This is a genomic window from Brevundimonas vesicularis, from assembly GCF_032067225.1.
GTDB classification, from domain to species: Bacteria; Pseudomonadota; Alphaproteobacteria; order Caulobacterales; family Caulobacteraceae; genus Brevundimonas; species Brevundimonas vesicularis_F.
Map to the genome: position 1 here is coordinate 26,186 of NZ_DAMBJX010000008.1, position 23,582 is coordinate 49,767.

At 66.5% G+C, this 23,582-nt stretch carries 19 protein-coding genes; 12 read left to right on the forward strand and 7 right to left on the reverse strand.

Features of this window, described 5'->3' with window-relative positions:
* The 3 genes from fba to gap form a co-directional block, all read right to left on the reverse strand.
* Positions 1–1,086, reverse strand: coding sequence for a class II fructose-bisphosphate aldolase (gene fba, locus RT123_RS03370; protein WP_039244618.1), 1,086 nt, complete (start codon positions 1,084–1,086; stop codon positions 1–3).
* A 143-nt stretch (positions 1,087–1,229) separates the two neighbouring features.
* Positions 1,230–2,438: a phosphoglycerate kinase gene (locus RT123_RS03375; RefSeq protein WP_313007854.1), complete on the reverse strand. Its 1,209-nt coding sequence runs from the start codon at positions 2,436–2,438 to the stop codon at positions 1,230–1,232.
* 153 nt (positions 2,439–2,591) lie between these two features.
* Entirely contained in the window at positions 2,592–3,599 is a 1,008-nt protein-coding gene (gene gap, locus RT123_RS03380; RefSeq protein WP_045810439.1) for a type I glyceraldehyde-3-phosphate dehydrogenase, read from the reverse strand.
* 258 nt (positions 3,600–3,857) lie between these two features.
* Between gap and RT123_RS03385 the strand changes: the two genes are divergently transcribed.
* The 11 genes from RT123_RS03385 to RT123_RS03435 all read left to right on the forward strand — a co-directional run bounded on the left by RT123_RS03385 (position 3,858) and on the right by RT123_RS03435 (position 15,510).
* Entirely contained in the window at positions 3,858–4,010 is a 153-nt protein-coding gene (locus RT123_RS03385) for a hypothetical protein (RefSeq protein WP_156494693.1), read from the forward strand.
* Positions 4,011–4,101: 91 nt separating this feature from the next.
* Positions 4,102–5,841, forward strand: coding sequence for a dihydroxy-acid dehydratase (locus RT123_RS03390; RefSeq protein ID WP_313007857.1), 1,740 nt, complete (start codon positions 4,102–4,104; stop codon positions 5,839–5,841).
* 3 nt (positions 5,842–5,844) lie between these two features.
* Complete coding sequence (gene ilvC / locus RT123_RS03395; protein ID WP_199060983.1) at positions 5,845–6,858, forward strand: ketol-acid reductoisomerase; 1,014 nt, start codon at positions 5,845–5,847, stop codon at positions 6,856–6,858.
* Positions 6,859–6,877: 19 nt separating this feature from the next.
* The gene (gene ilvG, locus RT123_RS03400) at positions 6,878–8,590 is read left to right on the forward strand and encodes an acetolactate synthase 2 catalytic subunit (protein ID WP_313007860.1); all 1,713 of its coding nucleotides are present in this window, start codon (positions 6,878–6,880) and stop codon (positions 8,588–8,590) included.
* Position 8,591: 1 nt separating this feature from the next.
* A complete protein-coding gene (locus tag RT123_RS03405; protein ID WP_039244600.1) occupies positions 8,592–8,843 on the forward strand; it encodes an ACT domain-containing protein in 252 nt (83 codons plus the stop codon).
* Positions 8,843–10,093 carry a 2-isopropylmalate synthase gene (locus RT123_RS03410; RefSeq protein ID WP_313007862.1) on the forward strand — a complete coding sequence of 417 codons (1,251 nt, stop codon included), beginning with the start codon at positions 8,843–8,845 and terminating at the stop codon, positions 10,091–10,093. Before RT123_RS03405 ends, RT123_RS03410 begins: the two co-directional genes overlap by 1 nt.
* Positions 10,086–11,498, forward strand: a complete 1,413-nt coding sequence (leuC, locus tag RT123_RS03415; protein ID WP_313007864.1) for a 3-isopropylmalate dehydratase large subunit — start codon at positions 10,086–10,088, stop codon at positions 11,496–11,498. Before RT123_RS03410 ends, leuC begins: the two co-directional genes overlap by 8 nt.
* Positions 11,491–12,078, forward strand: a complete 588-nt coding sequence (gene leuD / locus RT123_RS03420; RefSeq protein ID WP_066624236.1) for a 3-isopropylmalate dehydratase small subunit — start codon at positions 11,491–11,493, stop codon at positions 12,076–12,078. Before leuC ends, leuD begins: the two co-directional genes overlap by 8 nt.
* Positions 12,075–13,181: a 3-isopropylmalate dehydrogenase gene (gene leuB, locus RT123_RS03425; protein WP_313007866.1), complete on the forward strand. Its 1,107-nt coding sequence runs from the start codon at positions 12,075–12,077 to the stop codon at positions 13,179–13,181. Before leuD ends, leuB begins: the two co-directional genes overlap by 4 nt.
* Before the next feature lie 280 nt (positions 13,182–13,461).
* Positions 13,462–14,742 (forward strand): ammonium transporter, encoded by a 1,281-nt coding sequence (locus RT123_RS03430; RefSeq protein ID WP_112861447.1) that lies wholly within the window; start codon positions 13,462–13,464, stop codon positions 14,740–14,742.
* Between the two features lie 72 nt (positions 14,743–14,814).
* Complete coding sequence (locus tag RT123_RS03435; RefSeq protein WP_313007868.1) at positions 14,815–15,510, forward strand: TorF family putative porin; 696 nt, start codon at positions 14,815–14,817, stop codon at positions 15,508–15,510.
* A 59-nt stretch (positions 15,511–15,569) separates the two neighbouring features.
* Here RT123_RS03435 and RT123_RS03440 read toward each other — a convergent pair whose 3' ends face one another.
* The 4 genes from RT123_RS03440 to RT123_RS03455 are packed head-to-tail and all read right to left on the reverse strand — an operon-like array spanning position 15,570 to position 22,460.
* Complete coding sequence (locus tag RT123_RS03440) at positions 15,570–17,942, reverse strand: glucan 1,4-alpha-glucosidase (protein WP_313007869.1); 2,373 nt, start codon at positions 17,940–17,942, stop codon at positions 15,570–15,572.
* 8 nt (positions 17,943–17,950) lie between these two features.
* Positions 17,951–18,892, reverse strand: a complete 942-nt coding sequence (locus tag RT123_RS03445) for an alpha/beta hydrolase (protein ID WP_313007871.1) — start codon at positions 18,890–18,892, stop codon at positions 17,951–17,953.
* Positions 18,889–20,400: an MFS transporter gene (locus RT123_RS03450; protein ID WP_313007873.1), complete on the reverse strand. Its 1,512-nt coding sequence runs from the start codon at positions 20,398–20,400 to the stop codon at positions 18,889–18,891. The genes RT123_RS03445 and RT123_RS03450 overlap by 4 nt, the downstream gene beginning before the upstream one ends.
* On the reverse strand, positions 20,397–22,460 hold the full coding sequence (locus tag RT123_RS03455; protein ID WP_313007875.1) for a glycoside hydrolase family 97 protein: 2,064 nt from the start codon (positions 22,458–22,460) through the stop codon (positions 20,397–20,399). Before RT123_RS03455 ends, RT123_RS03450 begins: the two co-directional genes overlap by 4 nt.
* A gap of 106 nt (positions 22,461–22,566) precedes the next feature.
* Between RT123_RS03455 and RT123_RS03460 the strand changes: the two genes are divergently transcribed.
* Positions 22,567–23,580 carry a LacI family DNA-binding transcriptional regulator gene (locus RT123_RS03460; protein WP_055803756.1) on the forward strand — a complete coding sequence of 338 codons (1,014 nt, stop codon included), beginning with the start codon at positions 22,567–22,569 and terminating at the stop codon, positions 23,578–23,580.
* The last annotated feature ends 2 nt before the right edge of the window (positions 23,581–23,582 follow it).

Here is a 23,582-nt window from a genome sequence, read left to right on the forward strand (position 1 = left end):
CTAGGCGGCCTTGACGGCGGCGCCGCGGAAGGACGGATCCAGGTCGCCCGAGGCGTAGCGCTTCGCCATCTGGGCGGTGGAGAGGGGACGAATCTTGGAGGCCTGACCCTCGCAGCCGAACTGCTGGTAGCGCTCCATGCAGAGCTTCTTCATCGCCTCCTTGGCGGGCTTCAGATAGTAGCGCGGATCGAACTCGCCCGGCTTCTCCATCAGGGCCTTACGGATGGCGCCGGTGATGGCCATGCGGTTGTCGGTGTCGATGTTGACCTTGCGCACGCCGTGCTTGATGCCGCGCTGGATTTCCTCGACCGGAACGCCCCAGGTCTGGGGCATTTCGCCGCCGTACTGGTTGATGATGTCCTGCAGATCCTGCGGCACCGACGACGAGCCGTGCATCACCAGGTGGGTGTTGGGCAGGCGGCGATGGATTTCCTCGATCACGTTCATGGCCAGAACCTCGCCGTCCGGCTGACGCGTGAACTTGTAGGCGCCGTGGCTGGTGCCCATGGCGATGGCGAGGGCGTCGACCTTGGTGGCGGCGACGAAATCGACGGCCTGATCCGGGTCGGTCAGCAGTTGCGAGTGGTCCAGCTTGCCCTCGAAGCCGTGGCCATCCTCGGCCTCGCCCATGCCGGTCTCCAGCGAACCCAGCACGCCCAGTTCGCCCTCGACCGAAACGCCGCAGGCGTGGGCCATTTCGGTGACGCGACGGGTAACGTCGACGTTGTATTCATAGCTGGCGGGGGTCTTGGCGTCTTCCTCCAGCGAGCCGTCCATCATCACGCTGGTGAAGCCGTATTGGATGGCGGTGGCGCAGGTCGCCGGGCCGTTGCCATGGTCTTGGTGCATGCAGACCGGGATGTGCGGATAGAGCTCGGCCAGGGCGTCGATCAGCTTGGCCAGAACGATGTCGTTGGCGTAGTTCCGGGCGCCGCGCGAGGCCTGGATGATGACGGGGGCGTTGACCTCATGGGCCGCCTCCATGATCGCCAGGCCCTGTTCCATATTGTTGATATTGTAGGCGGGCAGGCCGTAATCGTTCTCTGCCGCGTGGTCGAGCAGCTGTCGCAGCGTGATGCGCGCCATTGGGTAGTCTCCTGAGCCGAATAGTCTTTTTGGTTGGGTGAGAGATTAGACGCCGGACAGCGTGAAGTCACGACGTGTTACAGCCGTTTCAACGCCGATTTCAAAGACAGGATGCCGGCGTGACCCGCCTGCATCGCTGAGCCTTAGGCGCGCAAGGCCTCGACACCGGGCAGGGGTTTGCCCTCCATCCATTCCAGGAAGGCGCCGCCGGCGGTGGACACGAAGGTCAGGTCTGCCGCGACGCCGGCATGACCGACGGCCGCGACCGTGTCGCCGCCGCCCGCAACCGCGATCAGGGCGCCGGCCTTGGTGCGCTCGGCGACGTGCTTGGCGGCCGCGACGGTGGCGGCGTCGAAGGGCGGCACCTCGAACACGCCCAGCGGGCCGTTCCAGATCAGGGTCTTGGAGCCGTCAATGGCGGCGTTCAGGCGCGCGACGGTGTCGGGGCCTGCGTCCAGGATCTTGTCGTCAGCGGACAGGGCCTCGCCTGTCTTGACGGTGCGGGCGTCGGCGCCGGGCTTGACCTCGGTCGCCACCACGACATCGACGGGCAGCAGGATGTCGCAGCCCTTCGCCTCGGCTTCCGCCAGGATTTCGCGCGCCGTGTCCGCCATATCCTTTTCGGCCAGCGAACCGCCGATATCGACGCCTTGGGCATAAAGGAAGGTGTTGGCCATGCCGCCGCCGATGGCCAGCGTATCCAGCTTGCCGACCAGGTTCTTCAGCAGATCCAGCTTGGTCGAGACCTTGGAGCCGCCGACGATGCCGACGACCGGCTTTTGCGGATTGCCCAGCGCCGCGTCGAGCGCATCGAGTTCACGGCGCATGGATTCGCCGGCATAGGCCGGGATGTGGTGGGCGACGCCTTCGGTCGAGGCGTGGGCGCGGTGCGCGGCCGAGAAGGCGTCGTTGACGTAGAGATCGCCGAGATCCGCCAGCTTCTGGGCGAAGACCGGATCGTTGGCCTCTTCCGCCGCGTGGAAGCGCACGTTTTCCAGCAGGACCACGCCGCCCGCGTTCAGATCGCGAATGGCCTCCACGGCGTCAGGGCCGATGCAGTCGTCGGCGAAGCGGACGGGGGCGCCGAGCAGCTCTTCCAGCGGCTGGACGACCGGCCTCAGGCTCATCGACGGAACGCGCTGGCCCTTGGGGCGGTCGAAGTGGGCCAGCAGGGCGACCTTGCCGCCGGCATCGCGCAGGCGCTGGATCGTCGGAAGGGCGACCCGGAGCCGGGTGTCGTCGGTGACTTTGCCGCCCTCCATCGGGACGTTGAAGTCCACGCGGACCAGGGCCGTCTTTCCGGCGAGATCCCCGTAAACTTTTTGGGCGTCGTCGAGGGTGCGGAAGGTCATGACATTCTCCATCCGCTCATCCCCGCGAAAGCGGGGGCCCAGTCCTTTTGCGTGGCGCGAGGGCTGGGATCATGAGCGGCGCAAGTGGGTTGGGCCGGATCGCCCAAAGAACTGGGTCCCCGCTTTCGCGGGGATGAGCGGAATGAAGAAAGCTTACAGGAACTTCGCCATCTGCAACGCCGTGTCGCTCATGCGCGTCGCGAAGCCCCATTCGTTGTCGTACCAGCTCAGGACGCGAGCCAGCTTGCCATCGACGACCTGGGTCTGGGGCAGGGCGGCGGTGGAGGAGGCGGCGATGTGGTTCAGGTCGTGCGAGACCAGCGGGTCGGTCGTGGTGAACAGGACGCCCTTCATTGGGCCGTCGGCGGCGGCCTGAAGTGCGGCGTTGATCTCTTCGACCGTGACTTCGCGGCCCGCGACGACCTTCAGATCCACGACCGAGACGTTCGGGGTCGGGACGCGGATCGACGAACCGTCCAGCTTGCCCTTCAGCTCCGGCAGGACCAGACCCAGGGCCTTGGCGGCGCCGGTCGAGGTCGGGATCATCGACAGGGCCGCGGCGCGGGCGCGGTACAGGTCCTTGTGCATCGTATCCAGCGTCGGCTGGTCGCCGGTGTAGGAGTGGATGGTGGTCATATAGCCGCGCTCGATGCCGAACAGGTCGTTCAGCACCTTGGCGACGGGGGCCAAGGCGTTGGTGGTGCACGAGCCGTTCGACACGACGATGTCGTCGGCGGTCAGGGTCTCGTGGTTGACCTTGTAGACGATGGTCTTGTCGGCGTTGTCGGCGGGCGCCGAGACCAGGACGCGCTTGGCGCCGGCCTTCAGGTGGGCGCTGGCCTTGTCCTTGGAGGTGAAGATGCCGGTGCATTCGAAGGCGATGTCCACCTTCAGCTCGGCGTGGGGCAGATTGGCGGGATCGCGCTCGGCCGTGACCTTGATCTTGCCCGTGCCGACGTCGATCCAGTCCTCGCCCGAGGTCACCGTGCCGGGGAAGCGGCCGTGGACCGAATCGTAGCGGAACAGGTGGGCGTTGGTCTCGACCGGACCCAGATCGTTGATCGCCACCACCTCGATGTCCGTGCGGCCATGCTCGATGATCGAGCGAAGGACCAGACGGCCAATGCGGCCGAAACCATTGATGGCGACGCGAACGGTCATGGGAAGCTCCTCTGAACGGTGGGGTGTTGTGCGCTACATATAGGTTGGCGTCTCAATGGAGCGGTCGGGGGCGGGTTTCAACCCCGCGCACGTAACATGATGTGATGGACGGTTACGCTTCGAAAACCGTCTGCGTCAGCTTGAGGTAAGAAACACCCCGGGCGAGGTTCTTTTCCAGCTGTTGCGCAAAATTATTGCGACAGGGGTTGTGCGTCTCCAGCGGCTATGGTTTCTTGGCGTCAGAACAGGGAGCCGCCCGTGGCCACGATGACGCGCGACATGACGAAGGGACGCACCGCCAAGGCGGTCGCAGCCGTTCGCGCGCCTGTCGGCCTGGAAAGCCCCGTATTCCTCATTACCCTCGTACTTCTCGGCCTGCTTACGCAAGCGGCGTGGATGCACGCGACCTGACCTTAGACATATTCAGGATCGCCTCGCACCACCCCGCCTCCGAAAGGAAGCGGGGTTTTTAGTGCGCGGCGGTTCGAAACGAACCGGACCGATGACGCAAGATTCTACCTCCCAGTCCAGAAAGCCCAACGCGCGCAGCGCGGCGGTGACGGCCGGCCCGAACCGGGCCGCCGCCCGCTCATATCTGCGCGCCGCCGGCATGCAGGACGCCGACTTCGACAAGCCGATGATCGGCATCGTCAACACCTGGTCGACGGTCACGCCGTGCAACATGCACCTGGACCGCCTGGCCAAGGACGTGCGCGCGGGCATCATCGCGGCGGGCGGCTATCCGGTCGATTTCAACACCATCGTCGTGACCGACGGCATTTCGATGGGCACGGCGGGCATGAAGGCGTCGCTGATCAGCCGCGAGGTCGTCGCCGACTCCATCGAGCTGGCCATCGAAGGCCACCAGCTGGACGGCGTGGTCTGCATCGTCGGCTGCGACAAGACGATCCCGGCGGCGGCCATGGCCCTGGCGCGGATGGATATCCCTGGCCTGGTCTACTACGGCGGCACCATCATGCCGGGCGTGATCGGGACGAAAGAGGTCTCGGTCCAGGAAGTCTTCGAGGCCATCGGCGCCCATTCGGCCGGCGCCCTGGACGACGAAGGGCTGAAGGCGGTCGAGCAGGCCGTCTGCCCCGGCGCGGGGGCCTGCGGCGGTCAGTTCACGGCCAACACCATGGCGATGGCCCTGTCGGTTATGGGTATCAGCCCCATGGGCGCCAACGACGTGCCCGCCGTCGATCCGAACAAGGCCGCCGAGGGCGAACGTTGCGGCCGGCTGATCGTCGAGCGCGTCTTCTCCGGCGACACGGCCCGCAAGTACATCACCCGCGCCAGCCTGAAGAACGCCGCCGTCGCCGTCTCGGCCTCGGGCGGATCGACCAATGCGGTCATGCACCTGACGGCCATCGCGGCGGAGGCCGGCGTCGAGTTCGGCGTCGAGGACTGCCACCAGGCCTGCGTCGAGGCGCCGGTCATCTGCGACCTGAAGCCGGGGGGCCGCTTCCTGGCCTCGCACCTGTTCGCCGCCGGCGGCACCCGTCTGGTCACCCAGCGGATGGCTGAGGCGGGCAAGATCGTGAACACCCCCACCGTGACCGGCCGCAGCCTGTTCGCCGAGGCGGCCGAGGCCGAAGAGACGCCGGGTCAAGTGGTGGTCACCACGTTCGACACCCCTGTGATGGATCGCGGCAGCTTCGCCGTCATCTATGGCGACGTCGCTCCCGAAGGCGCGGTCATCAAGCTGACGGGCCACAAGGTCGATACGTTCGAAGGCCCGGCCTGCGTCTTCGATTCAGAGGAAGACGCCTTCCACGCCGTTCAGGACGGATCGGTCGGCGAAGGCGACGTGATCATCATCCGTTACGAAGGGCCCAAGGGCGGTCCGGGCATGCGCGAGATGCTGCAGGTCACCGCCGCCCTGAAGGGTCGCAGGATCGACAACGTCGCCCTGCTGACCGACGGCCGGTTCTCGGGCGCCAGCTACGGCTTCGTCGCCGGACACGTCTCGCCGGAAGCCGCCGTCGGCGGGCCGATCGCTCTCATTCGCGATGGTGACCGCATCACCATCGACGTCACCAACCGCCGCATCGACGTCAACGTCGATTTGGCGACGCGCCGGGCGGGCTTTACGCCCCACGTAGTCCGCCCGGCGCGAGGTGTCTTCGCCAAATACCGCGCCTCGGTCGCCTCGGCCGCCCAGGGCGCCGTCACCATCCCCAACCCGCCGCCGGCCCAAGTCCCGGCAAGCCACAAAATCAACGCTGCTCAGGACGCCTGACCCATGGCCATCACCATCTACACCAACGAAGACATCAAGCCGGGCGCCATCGCCGGCCAGCGCATCGCCATCATCGGCTACGGCTCGCAGGGTCGTGCCCATGCGCAGAACCTGAAGGACAGCGGCCATGACGTGGTCGCCGGCGTCCGTCACGGCGGCACGGGCTGGAAACACGCCACCGCCGACGGCGTGCCGACCGCCGAGCCGGCCGAGGCCGTCAAAGGCGCCGACATCATCGCCATCCTGACCCCCGACATGGTTCAGGGCGACGTCTATCGCGACATCATCGAGCCGAACGCCAAGGAGGGCTCGGCCCTGCTGTTCGCTCACGGCTTCTCCATCATCTACGAGCGCATCACCCCGCGCGCCGACATGGACGTGATCCTGGTCGCGCCGAAGGGACCGGGCGATCTGGTCCGCCGCGAGTTCCAGCGCGGGCGCGGCGTGCCCAGCCTGTTCGCCGTCGAGAAGGACGCGACCGGCAAGGCGCGCGACCGGGCCATGGGTTACGCCAAGGGCAACGGCGGCGCGACCGGCGGCCTGCTGGAAACCACCTTCCGCGAAGAGACCGAGACCGATCTGTTCGGCGAACAGGCGGTCCTGTGCGGCGGCGCCAAGGAGCTGGTCATCCAGGGCTTCAACACCCTGGTCGAGGCCGGCTACCAGCCCGAGATCGCCTATTTCGAATGCCTGCACGAGCTGAAGCTGATCGTGGACCTATTCTACGAAGGCGGCATCTCCAAGATGCACCACTTCATCTCCGAGACGGCCAAGTACGGCGCGGTCGCCAGCGGCCCGCGCGTCGTGACCGAAGAGACCAAGGCCCGCATGAAGACCATTCTGGACGAGATCCAGGACGGCACTTTCGCGCGCAACTGGATCGCCGAGAACGAGGCCGGCAAGCCGCAATACGAGGCCTGGCTGAAGGCGGACCGCGAGAGCCAGATCGAACAGGTCGGCGCGCGTCTGCGCGAACGCATGGCCTGGCTGAACACGCCCAAGGCTGAAGCGGCCTGATCGCCGCCTGAACGACCGGATGACCCTGATGACCGCCGCCGCCTTCAAACCCTCAGCCGAGACCGCTCCCCAGTCGGGTGCGCGTCTGCTGGTCTCCACCCTGGAGCGGCTGGGGGTGGAGGTGGTGTTCGGCTATCCGGGCGGCGCCATCATGCCGGTCTATGACGCCCTGGCTGGCTCCAAGCTGAAGCACATCCTGGTCCGCCATGAGCAGGGCGCGGCCTTCTCGGCCGACGCCTATGCCAGGAAGAGCGGCAAGGTCGGCGTGTGCATGGCCACCTCCGGCCCCGGCGCCACCAATCTGGTCACCGGCATCGCCAATGCGATGATGGATTCGGTGCCGATCGTCTGCATCACCGGCAATGTCGCCCAAGGCCTGATGGGCACCGACGCCTTTCAGGAAATCGACATCCTGGGCGTCACCCTGCCGATCGTGAAACATTCGATCCTGGTCCGCTCGGCCGCCGAGGTTCCCGCAGCGATCGAGGAAGCCTTCCATATCGCCGCCTCGGGCCGCCCTGGTCCGGTTCTGGTCGATCTGCCCAAGGATGTGCAGTTCGAGACGACTGCGGACGACTACGGTTTCTCCATTCCCAACGAGACGCCGCGCATCGATTACGAGGCCATCGCCGCCGCCGAGGCCGCAGTCCGGGCGGCGAAGAAGCCGCTGGTCTACATCGGCGGCGGGGTGAAGATCGGCGGGGCGACCCAGGCCCTGCGCGCCTTCGTCGCTGCCACTGGCATCCCCCAGGTCTCGACCCTGAACGCCCTGGGCACCATCCCGACCGATGCGCCCGGCATGCTGGGCATGCTGGGCATGCATGGTACGCGCGCCGCCAACCATGCGGTCCAGGACAGCGATCTGCTGATCGTCGTCGGCGCCCGGTTCGACGACCGCGCGACAGGCAAACTGGCTGAATTCGCGCCGAACGCCCGCATCGTTCATTTTGACATCGACGCCTCGGAAGTCGGCAAGCTGCGCAGCGCCAATGTCGCCGTCGTCGGCGAGCTGCGCGAAGGCGTCGAGGCGCTGACGGCGCGGATGCGGTCGGGCGCCGCCTTGGACATTCAGGCCTGGACTGACGACTGCGCCGATGCGGCCAAAACCGGCGCACACCGCTATGACGCGCCGGGCGAAGGGGTCTATGCCCCGGCCCTGCTGAAGGAAATCTCGGAAGCGGCGGGCGATGACTTCGTCGCCGCCTGCGACGTGGGCCAGCACCAGATGTGGGCGGCCATGCACTGCCGCTTCGCCAGGCCCGAGGCGCACATCACCTCGGGCGGTCTGGGCGCGATGGGGTTCGGTCTGCCCGCAGGCATCGGCGCCAAGCTGGCCGATCCGTCGGCGACGGTCGTCACGATCGCCGGCGACGGCGGCTTCATGATGAACATCCAGGAGCTGGCGACGCTGAAGCGTTATGGCATCCCGTTGAAGATCGTGTTGATCGACAACTCGTCCCTGGGTCTGGTGCGCCAGTGGCAGGAGCTGTTCTTCGCCGAGAACTATTCCGAGATCGACCTGTCCGACAACCCGGACTTCGTGAAGGTCGCCGAAGCCTTCGGCATCGAGGCCTTCCGCATCGATCGCCGCGATCAGGTGTCTGACGGCATCCAGCGCCTGCTGGCCGCCGACGGTCCCTGCCTGGCCCATGTGGTCATCGACCCCCGAGACAATGTCTGGCCGCTGGTTCCGCCGGGCAAGAACAACGCTGAAATGATGGAGGGCTCCTGAGATGAGCAACACGATCCACATCCAGATCGACCGTGCGGACGGTTCGCTTCAGCGTCTCATCGGCCTGGTGGAGCGCCGCGGCTTCCACATCGACGGCATGGCCTTGGCTGACGAGGGCGCCTTCCGCCGCATCGCCCTGACTGTGCGCGGCCGCGACGCCGGCCGCTGCATGGACAACCTGGGTCGCCAGATCGACCGGCTGTTCGGCGTGCGCCGCATCAGCAACGACATTATTCAATCCGAGGCCGCGTAATGATTACTCCCGAAAGCGCCCGAGTATCGGGCGTATCCCGCACAGAGGAGATCGCCGCCGATCCCAACCGCGTCATCGTCTTCGACACGACGATGCGGGATGGGGAACAGGCTCCGGGCTTCTCGATGAGCGCCCAAGCCAAGGTGAAGATGGCCCAGGTTCTGCGGGACTTGGGCGTCGACGTCATCGAGGCCGGCTTCGCCGCCGCCTCGCCCGGTGACGAGGACTGTATCCGCCGCGTGGCGGGTGAGGTCGAGGGACCGATCTTCTGCTCCCTGTCGCGCGCCAACGAGAAGGATATCGACGCTACCTTCCGCGCCCTGGCGCCGGCGCCGAAGTCGCACCGCCGGTGCCACACCTTCATCGGCACCAGCCCGATCCACCGCTCCGCCAAGCTGAAGATGTCCACCAACGAGGTGCTGTCGACGGCCGTGCGGTCGGTGGAATACGCCCGCAGCCTGTTCGACGACGTCGAGTTTTCGGCCGAGGACGCCTTCCGCACCGAGCCGGAGTTTCTGGCCGATGTGCTGGAGGCTGCCGCCGACGCCGGCGCGCGCACTCTGAACGTCCCCGACACCGTCGGCTATGCGACCCCGGAAGAGGTGCGCGAGCGGTTCGCCGCCTTGGCCGTACGGATCAAGAAGCGGCATCCGCACGTGATCTTCTCGGCCCATTGCCACGACGACCTGGGCATGGCGGTCGCCAACTCCCTGGCCGCCGTCGAGGGCGGCGCGCGTCAGATCGAGGGCGCGATCAACGGCATCGGCGAACGGGCCGGCAACTGCTCGATCGAAGAGGTCATCATGGCGCTGAAGGTCCGTGAGGACCGCTATGGCGTCACGACCGGCGCCGACAGCCGGCATCTGGTGCGCGCCTCCAAGATCCTGTGCGAGATCACCGAGACGGTCATCGCCCGCAACAAGTCAGTCGTCGGCATCAACGCCTTCGCTCACGAGGCGGGAATCCACCAGCACGGCATGCTGGCCGACAGCCGCACCTATGAGATCATGCGGCCCCAGGATGTGGGCTTCGAGGGCAGCTGGTTCGTGTTGGGCAAGCATTCGGGCCGTCACGCCATCGCCAAACGCGCCGAGACCATCGGCCGTCCCATCGAGGGCGAGCGTCTGGCGGCGGTGGTCGCGGGCTTTAAGTCGCGCGCGGATCAGATCGGCGAGATCAATGACGCCGAACTGATCGCCATCATCGACCGGGTCGATGGCGTGTCCGAGGTCGTGGCCCAATATGCCTGATCCCAAGACCCTGTTCGACAAGGTGTGGGACGCCCACGTTGTGCGGCCGGAAACGGCCGACACGCCGGGCGTGCTGTATATCGACCTGCATCTGGTCCACGAAGTCACCAGCCCCCAGGCCTTCAGCGAGATCGAGGCGCGCGGTCTGAAGGTCCGTCGCCCCGACCGGACCTATGCGACGCTGGATCATTCGACGCCGACCATGCCGGCGGGGCTGAATGGTCTGAAACCCTATGTCACCGCCCAGGCCGAGGCTCAGGTTCATGCGCTGGAGCGCAACTGCGCCGCCCACGGCGTGCCGCTGGCGGGGTGGGGGTCGCAAGACCGTGGCGTGGTCCATGTCATGGGACCGGAACTGGGCCTGACCCAGCCGGGTATGACCGTGGTCTGCGGCGACAGCCATACCGCGACCCACGGCGCCTTCGGGGCCCTGGCCTTCGGCATCGGCACGTCCGAAGTCGGCCATGTGCTGGCGACCCAGTGCCTGCTGCAACGCAAGGCCAAGGCCATGGGGGTGACGGTGGACGGAAAGTTGCAGCCTGGCGTGTCGGGCAAGGATGTCGCCCTAGCAGTCATCGCCGCCATCGGTTTCGGCGGCGGCACCGGCTATGTCATCGAATACGCGGGCGAGGCGGTGCGGTCGCTGGACATGGAAGGGCGGATGACCCTGTGCAACATGTCCATCGAGGCCGGCGCGCGGGCGGGCATGATCGCCCCGGACCAGACCACCATCGACTGGCTGCGCGGCCGCAAGCACGTCCCCGCCGACTATGAGGCGGCGACGGCCGAATGGCTGAAACTGGCGACGGATGCAGGCGCGGTCTTCGACAAGGAAGTGACCATCGACGGCGCCGCCATCCGACCGATGGCGACCTGGGGCACGACGCCGGATGCGGGCGCGCCCATCGGCTCGCCCGTGCCGCAACCGCAGTCGGACTCGGATCGCAAGGCCATCGCCTATATGGGCTTCACGGCCGGGGAGGCGACGACGAGCCAGCCGGTGGATGTGGTCTTCATCGGCTCCTGCACCAACGGGCGCCTGCCCGATCTGCGCGCCGCCGCCGAGGTGCTGCGCGGCAGGAAGGTCAAGCCGGGTCTGCGCATGCTGGTGGTGCCGGGGTCCGAGGCCGTGCGTCGCGACGCCGAGGCTGAAGGCCTAGATCAGGTCTTCATCGCCGCCGGGGCCGAATGGCGCATTCCCGGCTGTTCGATGTGCATCGCCATGAACGGCGATTTCGTCGCGCCGGGCCAACTGGCCGTATCCACGTCGAACCGCAACTTCGAAGGGCGTCAGGGCAAGGACGCCCGCACCATCCTGGCCAGTCCAGCGACGGCGGCGGCGACGGCGGTCGCTGGCGTGCTGACCGATCCGCGCGTCTTTCTAAAGGAGGTCGAGCATGTCTGAACCCTTCCAGGTGCTGACCTCCAAGACCGTGACCCTGAGCCAGGCCAATATCGACACCGACCAAATCATTCCGGCACGTTTCCTGACCACAACCACGCGCGAAGGGCTTGGCAAGGCCGCCTTCTATGACTGGCGTTACGAAGACGACGGCTCGGAAAAACCCGAGGCCATTCTGAACCGGATCGATCCGGCCGAGCATCGCATCCTTCTGGCGGGCCGGAACTTCGCCTGCGGTTCGTCGCGCGAACATGCGCCCTGGGCTCTGCTGGACTATGGGTTCCGGGCGGTGATCTCGACCGAAATCGCTGACATTTTTACATCGAATGCGCTGAAAAACGGCCTGCTGCCCATCGTGGTCAGTCAGGCGGTTTGGGACGATCTGGCGTCGCAGCCGGACCAGCCGGTTACGATCGACCTCCAGGCCAATCAGATCCAACGCGGCAATGCCGAACCCGTGCCGTTCGGGGTCGAATCCTTCGCCCGCCAATGCCTGCTGGACGGGGTGGACACCCTGGGCTGGCTGCAAGCAAACATGCCTGAAATCGAAGCCTACGAGCGATCGAAAGAGACCGTAAGATGAGCACCGCCGCCACCAAGACCTACAACATCGTCCTGCTGCCCGGCGATGGCGTCGGACCGGAGGTCACACGGGCCGCGCGTGATGTCTTGCGGGTCATCGGCGACTTCTATGGTCACCATTTCGAGTTCGCCGAGCATCTAATCGGTGGCGCGGCCATCGACGAAACGGGCGAACCCTTGCCCGAGACCACGCGCGCCGCCTGCGTCGCTTCCGACGCGGTGCTGTTGGGCGCCGTGGGCGGACCGAAATGGGATGGCGGCAAGGCGCGTCCGGAACAGGGGCTGTTGGCGATCCGCAAGGCGATGGGCCTGTTCGCCAATCTGCGGCCGTTGCAGGTGTCGCCGGTGCTGGCGCACCGCTCCCCGCTGAAGAAGGAGATCGTCGAGGGCGTCGATCTGATCGTCTTCCGCGAACTGACCGGCGGCGTCTATTTCGGCGAGAAGACCCGCACCGCCGATCGCGCCACCGACCTGTGCGAATACACCGTGCCGGAGATCGAGCGGGTGACCCGCGCCGCCTTCCAGACCGCTCAACAGCGTCGCGGCAAGGTGACCTCGGTCGACAAGGCCAATGTCATGGAGACCAGTCGCTTGTGGCGCGAGGTCGTGACCCGCATCCATGCCGAGGAGTTCCCCGACATCACCCTGGAGCACGCCCTGGTGGACTCCATGGCCATGCACCTGATCCGCAAGCCACGCGAATACGACGTCATCCTGACCGAAAACATGTTCGGTGACATCCTGTCGGACGAGATCTCTGTGCTGGGCGGCTCTATCGGCCTGTTGCCGTCGGCGTCGCTGGGCGCGGGCGGGCCGGGTCTGTTCGAGCCGATCCACGGCTCGGCGCCGGACATCGCCGGTCAGGATCTGGCCAATCCGGTCGGGACCATCCTGTCGGCGGCCCTGCTGCTGCGTCACAGCCTGAAACTGGAGGACGAGGCCGATTCCATCGAGGCCGCCGTCGCCGCCGTCCTGGCGGCCGGCGCCGTGACGGCCGATCTCGGCGGCGCACTGGGCACGCGCGCAGCGACCGAAGCCGTCATCGACGCCATCCGCGCCATCCACTGGGCGGCAGCGCACCGGGTGCAAATGCACTGGGCCTGACGGCTTAAACTAAAGCTGAAAATCATGCCGCTCAGCTTGGCTTTGTCGGCATAAAGAATCTGATATCGGGCCGCAGGATCGCAAGATCGTGCGGCCCTGTTCTTTTTCTCCATGACCGTTGCAAGAAAGTTGCGCCGTTCACGGTCTAGCCCCTTGCGCCTATCGCAAATGCGGTAAAATCTTCGCAACTGCGAGATTGCATAGGGGGTACTAGCTCATGTCGCAGACCACGAAACGACTTACGGGAGCGGCTGCTCTCATACTTCCCACACTCTGTCTGATGGCTGCCGGCGCGGCGAATGCGCAGGACGCCGCGCCCGCCTTGCTTGGCCACCAGGCCGCGCTTGAGCTGGACAGCGCTGGCGCCTCATGGCTCGGCACCTCGACCGCCCTGGTTCTGCTGATGACCCTCCCCGGTCTAGCGCTGTTCTATGGCGGCATGGTGCGCAAGAAGAACGTCATCGCCACCATTACCCAGTCCGTCGGCGTCTTCGCCGTGGTGTCCCTGGTATGGTTCATCGCGGGCTATAGCCTGGCCTTCGGCAAGAACGAGAGCGCCGGCCTTCAGCCCTTCATCGGCAGCCTGGACATGCTGTTCCTGAACGGCGTGTCGCTGAAGACAGCCAACGCCCTGCTGCCGGGCATTCCCGAATTCCTGTTCATCTCCTTCCAGATGACCTTCGCTATCATCACACCGGCGCTGATCACCGGCGCCTTCGCCGAGCGGTTCAAATATTCGGCGCTGTTGTTGTTTACCGCCCTGTGGTCGCTGCTGGTCTATGCGCCGATCTGCCACTGGGTCTGGGGCGGCGGTTTCCTCGGTTCGGCGGGCGTGCTGGACTTCGCGGGCGGCGCCGTCGTTCACGTCAACTCGGGCGTCGCAGGCCTGGTCTGCGCCATCTTCCTGGGTCGCCGTAAGGGTTATGGCACAGAGGTCATTACCGCCCACAACCCTGTCCTGACCATGATCGGCGCCTCGCTGCTGCTGGTCGGCTGGATCGGCTTCAACGCCGGTTCGGCGGGCGCCGCCAACGATCTGATGGGCGTGGCGCTGCTGAACACCATCCTGGCCGCCGCCGCCGCCGCCCTGACCTGGAAAATCGTCGAATATATCGAGAAGAAGAAGGTTTCGCTGATCGGCATGCTGTCGGGCGTCGTCGCCGGTCTGGTCGCCATCACCCCGGCGGCCGGCTTCGTCGATCCCAAGGGCGCAGTCATCATCGGCCTGATCGCCGGTCCGGCCTGCTACGCCTCGTCGGTATGGATCAAGAAGCTGCTGCGCTACGACGACAGCCTGGACGCCTTCGGCATCCACGGCGCGGGCGGCCTGATCGGCGCCCTGTTGACCGGCGTGTTCGCCACGACCGCGATCAACAGCCTGTCGGAAGGCGCCAACGTCGGCGCCCAGGCCCTGGGCCTGCTGTGGACCATCGTCTACAGCGCCGTCGGCACCCTGATCATCCTGTTCATCTGCAAGTTCACCACGGGACTGCGCGTGAGCGAGGCGGAAGAGGCCGCCGGTCTGGACACCTCGCTGCATGGCGAGGCGCTGGAACACTGAGCTGAGACCGGGCGCGGCTCCCAAACCCGTGCCCGGCCTCGACCTCAAATAACGACAACAAGGGGATAGACTATGAAAAAGACCATCATCCGCGCGGCCGCCGCCGCCACGTTCGCCGCAGGACTGATCGGCCTCGCCGCGCCGGCCTCGGCCCAGAGCACCGTCGATGTCGCCTGGAACGTGGGCGCCGTCAGCGACTATGTGTTCCGCGGCTTCAGCCAGACCAGTGAAGACCCCGCCATTCAGGGCGGCGTCGATCTGACCTCGGGCAGTTTCTACGCCGGGGCCTGGGCCTCGAACGTCGATTTCGGCGACGACACCGATGCGGAAGTCGATGTGTACGGCGGCTATCGCACCGAGGCGGGCGGTTTCGCGCTCGATTTCAGCGCGATCGGCTATCTGTATGTCGGGGAGCCGGACGGCGCAGACTATAACTACGCCGAGTTCAAGGCTGCGGCCTCGCGCGCGGTCGGTCCCGCCACCTTTGGCGCGGCCGTCTATTATTCGCCCGACTTCTTCGGTGCGGACAAGGAAGCAACCTATGCCGAGGTCAACGCCGCCTTCTCGCCGACGCCCAAATGGACGGTGTCGGGCGCGCTCGGCAAGCAATGGCTCGACGTCAGCGACGACTACACCACCTGGAACGTCGGCGTCGGCTATGCCCTGACCGACAAGGTGGGCGTCGATGTCCGCTATCACGACACCGATGTGGACGGCGTGCCCGGCGCCGAAGACCGCATCGTCGGCGCGGTGAAGCTCACCTTCTGAGCCACGTCAGTTTGAAATGAGAACGGCCCCGGAGAGCAATCTCCGGGGCTGTTTTCGTATCAGCGGGCGTAGCGGTCGTGGACGGGGTCGTAGCTGTCCCAGACCTTGCCGTCGGCGAGCGACCGCAGCAGCTTCAGATATTCCGCGTGGGTCCAGGCTAGGGGCGTGGCCGAATCCGTATTCTGACCCACGGCGTAATCCTTGGCCGTCGGGTTTCCGACGCCGTCCCAAACCTGTTCCGCCAGCATCAGTCCGCCGTTGGCGAACCGCTCCATGCCGCGCACATAGGTCTGGCGGATGGCGGCGATGTCGGCGGCTGAGGGGGCGCCGTTCACGCTGACGCGAGCCAGCTCATAGTGACCGCGTTCACCCGTGAAGAAGGGCCAGACCCGACCGCGCTGGCCAGGGCTCATTTCCCCGCCGACGCCATAGTTGGCGCCCGTCAGATGATCCTCGCCATAGCCGTCGACGCCATAACGGCGCCAGCCCGGCGTCTTGTCGCTCTCGGGACCGAAGTCGTAGCGAACGCGATAGAGCGGCTCCAGCGACTGATCGTCATAGACAGGCAGGGTTGCCAGGATGTGCGGATCGTCGGCCTTGCGCACCCCATAGCGCACCAGTTCCAGGAAGCCGCCGTCCACGACACGGTCTTCCGCCGGCGCGATCTGGCCATTGGCGGCGCCGATCGGGGCCTTGTCGTTCGGGTTCTCGTTTTGCGTGATGCGGATGAAGTAGCGACCGTCGCCGAAGTCGCCGTTGGTGGTGAACATCCGCTCTTCGATCTTGGACGCATAGCCGTCGGCCGCGATCTGGTAGCGCGTCGCGCCGGCGGCGTCGCCCGAGGCGCGCGCCATTTCGGCCGCCACCGTCAGGCCCGCGACCACGGCGGCGGTCGAGGACGGCGAATAGCCCTGCTGCTCTTCCCAGCGCTCCTGCTGGGTGAAGGGCGGCTTGATCTCCGCGTCGTTCCACATCAGCCCAATCTTGCCGCCATCGACCAGGAATTCGGCCGCCGGTTTCAGCATGGACCGATAGTGTTCGGTCATCTGGGCGTCCGACAGCCAGCCCATCTTCCACAGGCGATAGCCCAGCATGATCGGCATGGCGGTCTGATCCAGCTGGACCGCGACCCACTCCAGCTCGCCGTCCACGTGCGTCTTCTGCAGGAACCAGCCGCCGACGCCGGTGTTGCCCGGCGTGTTCGGGCCGACCTGGACCTGGGGCAGATAGTTGAAGGCCGCCAGCGGCGTCTCCTTGTCGCCCAGCGCCGCCAGAGCCATCGCCACCTGATAGAAGTCGCGCGGCCAAACGGCCTTGTAGCCTGTCGAGGACTTCGACGCGTCCACCGTGTTGCCCCACGGGTTCGACAGTGACGCGATCAGGGCGCCGGCGTGGGTGCGATCCTCCTGCACCTTGAGCATCAGGGCCGAGGCGTAGGCCAGCTTGCCGCCGTCGGTCGCCTGTTCGGCGATGCGCGGCAGTTCGGTCAGGGAGCCGACATAGTCTTCCCAGCCGACGCGCTCGCCCTCGCCGTTGAAGCGGGCCAGCACCTCGTCCAGACCAGTCGCGAAAGAACCGTCCGCAGCTGCGCGCGCCTCAGCTTCGCTGGCGCCGAAGCCGATGACGAAGTCGCGCGTGATCCGGCGGCTTTGGCGCAGACGCGGCAGGGCGCCGGTCATCATGGTGTTGCCGGCCTGATCGCCGGTCGAGACGTAGGTCCAGTCCAGCTTGCCGTCCTTCAGATCGGTCAGACCGTCGGACGTCCCCACGAAACCGACGCTGGCCTTTTCGAAGGCCTCGCTAGGTTTCAGGAACAGGTGGGTGTCGCCCTCCCACGCGTGGAAGCCGTCACGTGTGACCTGACCGCGATCGTCGACGCCGGTATTCGCGATGTGCGGCTCCAGCATCAGATAGGGCGTCACATCGCCCTTCAGCGCCGTGATGGTGACGCGCAGCACCAGGGCGTTGCGGTCGGGGTCGCTGAAGATCTGCTTTTCGATCTGGAAGCGGCCGTTCTTGTCCTGGGTCGTGACACGATAGGCCGGCGACAGCGGACGCCCCTGGGCGTCGACGTGCAGATATTCGGTGCGGCTGGTGGTGTCGTCGCCTTCGACGACCAGACCGTCCTGGGTCACGCCGGCGAAGCGCAGCGCCTTGATCTGGGCCTCATGGATCAGGCCGTACATGGTCTCGGTCAGGACGCCGTCGGCGATGGAATACCAGACCTTGGACACTGCGCCGGTCGGGCCGCCGTCGCGATACTGGCCGTCGACATAGGCCTCGTAAGAGGCTCCCGCGCCGGTCTTGGCCGCGCTGGACCAGACGGGCGGGGCGCCAGGCGCGCCGGGGGCGACGCCCGATTGAGCGCTTGCGACGGAAGCGAGGGCCAGGCCGGCGGCGCCGGCGAGGCAGAAGGTACGGAAGTGACGCATTGTGGTCCTCACGGGTTGCGCGTGGGGGCGGGGAAAAGAAGGAAGGTCAGAGGCACGTCCAGGCGCTGGTTCCAGGACGCTTCATTGTGCTGGGCGCCGGGGAAGACCAGGCTGCGGAAATCGCCGGGGCCGTAGCCGCGACGGCGGAAGCTCTGATCTACCTGGGTCTGGAAGACGGCGTAGAACTGATCCAGCGTCTCGTCGCCCCGGTCGAAATAGAAGCGGTGGTCGCCCGGCGCGGGCAGACCGCGTTCGATCACGCCGGTCCAGGCGGCGACTAGCCGCGTGCGCCAGGCGTCCAGCGCCGCGCCGGGCTCAAGCCCTTCGACCTTCAGCGGCCAATGGGTGGACAGACAGGCGGCGGCCGAAAAGACCTGCGGCCGTTTCATCACTGCATACATCGAAATCAGGCCGCCCATGCTGGAGCCGGCGATCATCGTGTCCTGCGGTCCGCTCAGGGTGCGGTAGGCGCCGTCGATGAAGGGCTTCAACTCCTCGACCAGGAACCGCAGATACGCGTCGGACAAGGACGGGCCGCCGTAGATGGCCTGGACCTCGTCGCGCATGTCGGCGGGCAGGGCGGCGATCATGTCGGCGGGGACATATTCCCTCAGCCGCAGGTCCGTGTTCCAGACCCCCACCACGATCGGAGCCCGCACCTGGCCGCTCGCGATCAGCCGCGTCAGGTGCTCGTCCACGCCCCATTCGCCGAAGTTGGCCGTGGCCGGATCGAACAGGTTCTGGCCGTCGTGCATATAGAGGACAGGCCAGGCGGCGTCGGTCGCCTCATATCCGGGCGGCAGCCAGACCGAGACGTTGCGCGCCTTCACATGGGCCGACGCGACCGCTTCATGCAGCACCAACCGCCCGCCCGCGAGGGCGCCCTCGGCGCGCGCCGCGCAGGCGAAGGGCAGGGCGGCCATGAGGGCCAGAAGACCTCGACGGTTCATCCGCGATGCTCCTTGATCATCAGCGCGCTGGCGGCGGCCAGAACGAAGGAGATGGCGCCCAGCACCAGGGCCCAGATCGCCTGACCATCGAACAGGCTCTTCAGGATCAGGCCCAGAACTGTGGCGGCCAGCAACTGGGGCACGACGATGAAGATGTTGAAGACGCCCATATAGACGCCCATTTTTCGGTCCGGCACCGCCGCCGACAGGATGGCGTAGGGCATGGAGACGATCGACGCCCAGGCGAAGCCGACGCCGACCATCGGCAGCCACAAGAGGCCCGGCTCGCGGATGGCGAAGATGCCGAACAGGCCGGCGGCGCCAAGCATCAGCATCAGCGCATGGGTCGCCTTGCGTCCGATCCGCTTGGCGATGACCGGCAGGGTGAAGGCCGCCAGGGCCGCCACGCCGTTATAGACCCCGAAAAGAACCCCCACCCAGTCCGCGCCCGTGGCGTAGGCGGCCAAGGTGGTGTCGGTGGCTCCGTAATGGACGCGGGTCACGGCTGCGGTGGTGTAAATCCACATGGCGAACAGGGCGAACCAGCTGAAGAACTGAACCACAGCCAGGCCGCGCATCGTCTCGGGCATGCGGAAGATGTCGTTCAGGATTTCGGTCGCGGCGTTGGTGATGCGGCGACGTTGCATCATGCCGACGGCGATCTGCAGCAGACCGAACCCGGCGAAGAAGCCCGCCACGATCAGCAGCTCCTTCTCCAGATCGAGCGCGCCGATCAGCACGAAACCCAGTCCGCCGAGGACGGCGCAGACCAGGCCCGACGTCATCCAGCCCTGGACGCTGCGGGCCGGCGCTTCGGCCTCGACGGGCGCGGTCGGCGCGTCGTCTCGTGCGCGTTCGAAGGCCGCGATCTGTTCGGGGCTGTATTCCTTGGTCGACAGCACCGTCCACAGCACGGCCGAGAACAGGCCGGCGGCGCCGACGTAGAAGGCGATCTTGACCGACAGGGGCACCACGCCCGCCTCGGCGGTCGAGGCGATGTCGAAGACGTTGGACAACAGCCACGGCAGGACCGAGGCGAAGACTGCGCCGGCGCCGATGAAGAAGCTCTGCATCGCATAGCCGGCGGTGCGCTGCTCCTCCGGCAGATTATCCCCGACGAAGGCGCGGAACGGCTCCATGGTGATGTTGATCGAGGCGTCCATGATCCACAGCATGGCTGCGGCGAACCACAGGCTGGGGCTGTTGGGCATGGCGATCAGGGCCAGGGTGGTGGCGATGGCCCCGACCAGGAAATAGGGGCGCCGCCGGCCGAAGCGGGTCCAGGTCTTGTCGCTGAAATGGCCGATGATCGGCTGGACCAGCAGACCCGTCAGCGGCGCGGCGATCCACAGGATCGCCAGGCTGTCGACCTCGGCGCCCAACGTCTGGAAGATCCGGCTGGTGTTGGCGTTCTGCAGGCCGAAGCCGATCTGGATGCCGAAGAAGCCGACGCACATGTTCCAGATCGCCAGGCCGGACAGGCGCGGGCGGTGCGAGAGCAGGGTCATCCGCGTCGCGCCCGACCGACCGGCACGAACCGGATCGCCTGACCGCCGCCGGGGGCCAACGCCAGGGTCAGGGTGTCAGACGACGTCACCTCGCGCTGCTCGATGACGATGTCCTCGCGCTTGCCGCGATAGTCGGCGTTCGGCCCGTCGCGGTAGATTTCGGCCCGATATCGACGGCCGGCGTCCAGGAAGTCGAGGGGAGCCTTCAGCACGCGCGGATGCTCGTCGGTGACGGCGCCCAGGGCCCAGACATCCGTGCCGCGCTGCTTGCGAACCGTGACGACATAGTCGCCCATGGCGGCGTCCAGCGTGCGGCTCTCGCTCCAATCGACCGGCACATCCTTGATGAACTGGAACGGGCCGGGGTTGGCCTCATAGTTGACCAGCAGGTCCGCCGCCATCTGGATCGGGCTGTAGATCACGACATAGAGCGCCAGCTGCTTGGCCCAGGTCGTCTGCACGCCGCCGGGGCTGCGCGTCTCCATGCCGAAGATGCCGGGCGTATAGTCCATCGGCCCGGCCAGCAGGCGGGTGAACACCAGGTTCGGCTCATGCTCGGGCGGATTGCCGGGATTGCCCCAGGCCGAGTATTCCATGCCGCGCTGGCCCTCGCGGCTGATGATGTTCGGATAGGTGCGGCGAAGGCCGGTGTCCTTGAACGGCTCGTGAGCGTTGACGGCGACCTTGTGGCGATAGCCGGCCTCGACCACGCGCATATGGTGCTGCGCCATCGCCTGGCTCTCGTGCCAGGCCATGACCATCTGTCCGTCCGGCCCGGCGACGCGGGCGCCTTGCGCGTCGGCGACATAGCCGGTCTTCACCGAATGGACGCCGAGGCGTTCATACAGGGCCATGGCCGGTTCGAGCTGCTGCTCATAGTGGAAGGCGTTGCCGCCGGTCTCGTGGTGGCCGATCAGCTGCACGCCCCTCGACCGCGCGTGGGCGCAGACCGCCTCGATGTCGAAATCGGGATAGGCCTCGGTGAAGCTGAAGTCCGCGCCGTTGGCGAACCACTGGCCGTCCCAGCCCTTGTTCCAGCCTTCGACCAGAACGCCACCCAGGCCGTGCTTGGCGGCGAAGTCGATGTGTTTGATCGCATTCTCGGTCGTGGCGCCATGCTTGGGCCCGGAGTTCCAGGTCTTCAGGTCCAGGTGCATTTCCCACCAGACGCCGACGTACTTCATCGGCTTGAACCAGCTGACGTCGCCCAGCTTGTTGGGCTCGTTCAGGTTCAGGATCAGGCTGGAATCCAGCAAGCCCGCGGCGCTGTCGGAGATTTGCAGGGTCCGCCAGGGCGTGTTGAACGGCGCCTCGCGCACCACCGCCGCATTGGTCAAGCCCGGCGTCAGCTGAGCGCGGAACTTCGTCTCCTCTGACCGGCGCAGATTCATGCCCGCATAGTCGATGCAGGCGGCCTCGTGGATCGAGACGTGCAGGCCCGACTGGCCCCGAACCGTCATCGGCGTCTGGGCGCTGCCGACAGCATCGATGGGCGTGCGGCTGTAGAGATATTCCTCGCGGTTCCACTCCCAGGCCGGGCACCACAGGGCCTCACCGTTTTCGGCCAGGTTGAACTCGGTGATCTCCGAACCTATCCGGACGGTGGTCAGGCCGGCCTGCTGCGGGAACTCGTAACGGAAGCCCAGACCGTCGTCGTACAGACGGAAGACAACGTCCACGCGGCGCTGCAGGCCGCCGGTCTCGGCATAGGCGACGCGCCATTCGTTATAGTGGTTGCGGATGAACTGCCGCTCGCCCCAAGGCTGCTCCCAGGTGTCGTCGACCGCGATCGGCTGGCCTGCGGTCAGGGTCAGGCCGCGCTCGATGGCTGGTGCGTCGGTCAGCAGGAAGCCCAGCTTGGACGGCGCCACGACGACCCGGCCCTGACGCAGCACCGAATACATCGGCCGCCCGTCATTGTCGGTGAAGGCCTCGACGGTCAGCACGCCGCCGGGCGAGGACGCCCGGGCATGGTTCGGCGCGGTCTGGGCGCGCACGCCCGTCGCCCCCAGAGCCAGGATCGACACGCCGCCAAGGGCCAGGAAGGATCTGCGCTGCATCATGGGAACTCCGTTACGCCGCCTCTTGCCAACCGCCGCGAACGGTGGCTGAAATATTTGCAGAAAATTTTGCAGCTTCACCATGCTGCTGTGAGGATCCGCGACTTTGAGCCGCAAGACCACCCGTCTGGAAGACATCGCTCGCCTGGCCGGCGTGTCCATCGCCACCGCCTCGCGCGCCCTGAACGACAGCCCCGCCGTCAACGATCGCACCAAACAGACGATCTGGAAGCTGGCCAAGGAACACGACTACCCGTTCCGCCGTCACATGCCCGCCGGTCCGATCGGCGCGCAAGGCACGATCGCCCTGGTGGTGCCGCGTCCGCAGGGGCGCGAAGGGCGCCTCAGCGACCCCTTCTTCCTGGAGCTTCTGGCCGGTGTGGGCGAGGCGGCGCGCGAACGCGGCTGCGACCTGCTGATGAGCCATATCTCGCCCGCCAACTATGACGAGCTGTCGGCGGCGCTGAACACCAGCCGGGCGGACGGCGTGATCTTCCTGGGCCAATCCAGCCTGCATTCGGCCTTCAACCGTCTGGTCGACGCCGACCATCGTTTCGTCGTCTGGGGCGCCGAACTGCCTGATCAGGACTATTGCTCCATCGGCTCGGACAACATCTCGGGCGGGCGCCGCGCGACGTTGCATCTGGCGCGGCTGGGGCGAAAGCGCATCGTCTTCCTGGGCGATCTGGATCCGCCCGAGGCCATGCAGCGTCACCGCGGCTATCTGGACGCCTTGAGCCAGAGCGCGTTGGACGTGGACGCCGACCTGATCGTGCCTGCGCATTTCGAGGTCGAATCCGCCGAGGCCGCCGTGGACGCCCTGATCCGACGTGGGCTGGATTTCGATGGCGTCGTAGCCGCGTCCGACCAGATCGCGCTCGGAGCCGTAAGGGCGTTGTTGCACGCCGGCGTCGAAGTGCCGGGCCAGGTCTCGGTCATCGGTTTCGACAACGTCCCGTTCAGCCGCTACTCGCGCCCGGCGCTCAGCACCATCGCCCAGGACACGATGAAGGCCGGTCGGCTGATGGTGTCCAAACTGCTGGATCACGGCGGCGCCGCAGCAGGCCGTTCCGAGCGCGTTCCGACCGAGCTGATCGTTCGCGAGACCTGCGGCGGCTGAAC

Excerpts from the sequence above, each read along its gene's own strand:
- fba (WP_039244618.1), bottom strand. The coding sequence starts at position 1,086 with ATGGCGCGCATCACGCTGCGACAGCTGCTCGACCACGCGGCAGAGAAC.
- RT123_RS03375 (WP_313007854.1), bottom strand. The coding sequence starts at position 2,438 with ATGACCTTCCGCACCCTCGACGACGCCCAAAAAGTTTACGGGGATCTC.
- gap (WP_045810439.1), bottom strand. The coding sequence starts at position 3,599 with ATGACCGTTCGCGTCGCCATCAATGGTTTCGGCCGCATTGGCCGTCTG.
- RT123_RS03390 (WP_313007857.1), top strand. The coding sequence starts at position 4,102 with ATGACGCAAGATTCTACCTCCCAGTCCAGAAAGCCCAACGCGCGCAGC.
- ilvC (WP_199060983.1), top strand. The coding sequence starts at position 5,845 with ATGGCCATCACCATCTACACCAACGAAGACATCAAGCCGGGCGCCATC.
- ilvG (WP_313007860.1), top strand. The coding sequence starts at position 6,878 with ATGACCCTGATGACCGCCGCCGCCTTCAAACCCTCAGCCGAGACCGCT.
- RT123_RS03405 (WP_039244600.1), top strand. The coding sequence starts at position 8,592 with ATGAGCAACACGATCCACATCCAGATCGACCGTGCGGACGGTTCGCTT.
- RT123_RS03410 (WP_313007862.1), top strand. The coding sequence starts at position 8,843 with ATGATTACTCCCGAAAGCGCCCGAGTATCGGGCGTATCCCGCACAGAG.
- leuC (WP_313007864.1), top strand. The coding sequence starts at position 10,086 with ATGCCTGATCCCAAGACCCTGTTCGACAAGGTGTGGGACGCCCACGTT.
- leuD (WP_066624236.1), top strand. The coding sequence starts at position 11,491 with ATGTCTGAACCCTTCCAGGTGCTGACCTCCAAGACCGTGACCCTGAGC.
- leuB (WP_313007866.1), top strand. The coding sequence starts at position 12,075 with ATGAGCACCGCCGCCACCAAGACCTACAACATCGTCCTGCTGCCCGGC.
- RT123_RS03430 (WP_112861447.1), top strand. The coding sequence starts at position 13,462 with ATGGCTGCCGGCGCGGCGAATGCGCAGGACGCCGCGCCCGCCTTGCTT.
- RT123_RS03435 (WP_313007868.1), top strand. The coding sequence starts at position 14,815 with ATGAAAAAGACCATCATCCGCGCGGCCGCCGCCGCCACGTTCGCCGCA.
- RT123_RS03440 (WP_313007869.1), bottom strand. The coding sequence starts at position 17,942 with ATGCGTCACTTCCGTACCTTCTGCCTCGCCGGCGCCGCCGGCCTGGCC.
- RT123_RS03445 (WP_313007871.1), bottom strand. The coding sequence starts at position 18,892 with ATGAACCGTCGAGGTCTTCTGGCCCTCATGGCCGCCCTGCCCTTCGCC.
- RT123_RS03450 (WP_313007873.1), bottom strand. The coding sequence starts at position 20,400 with ATGACCCTGCTCTCGCACCGCCCGCGCCTGTCCGGCCTGGCGATCTGG.
- RT123_RS03455 (WP_313007875.1), bottom strand. The coding sequence starts at position 22,460 with ATGCAGCGCAGATCCTTCCTGGCCCTTGGCGGCGTGTCGATCCTGGCT.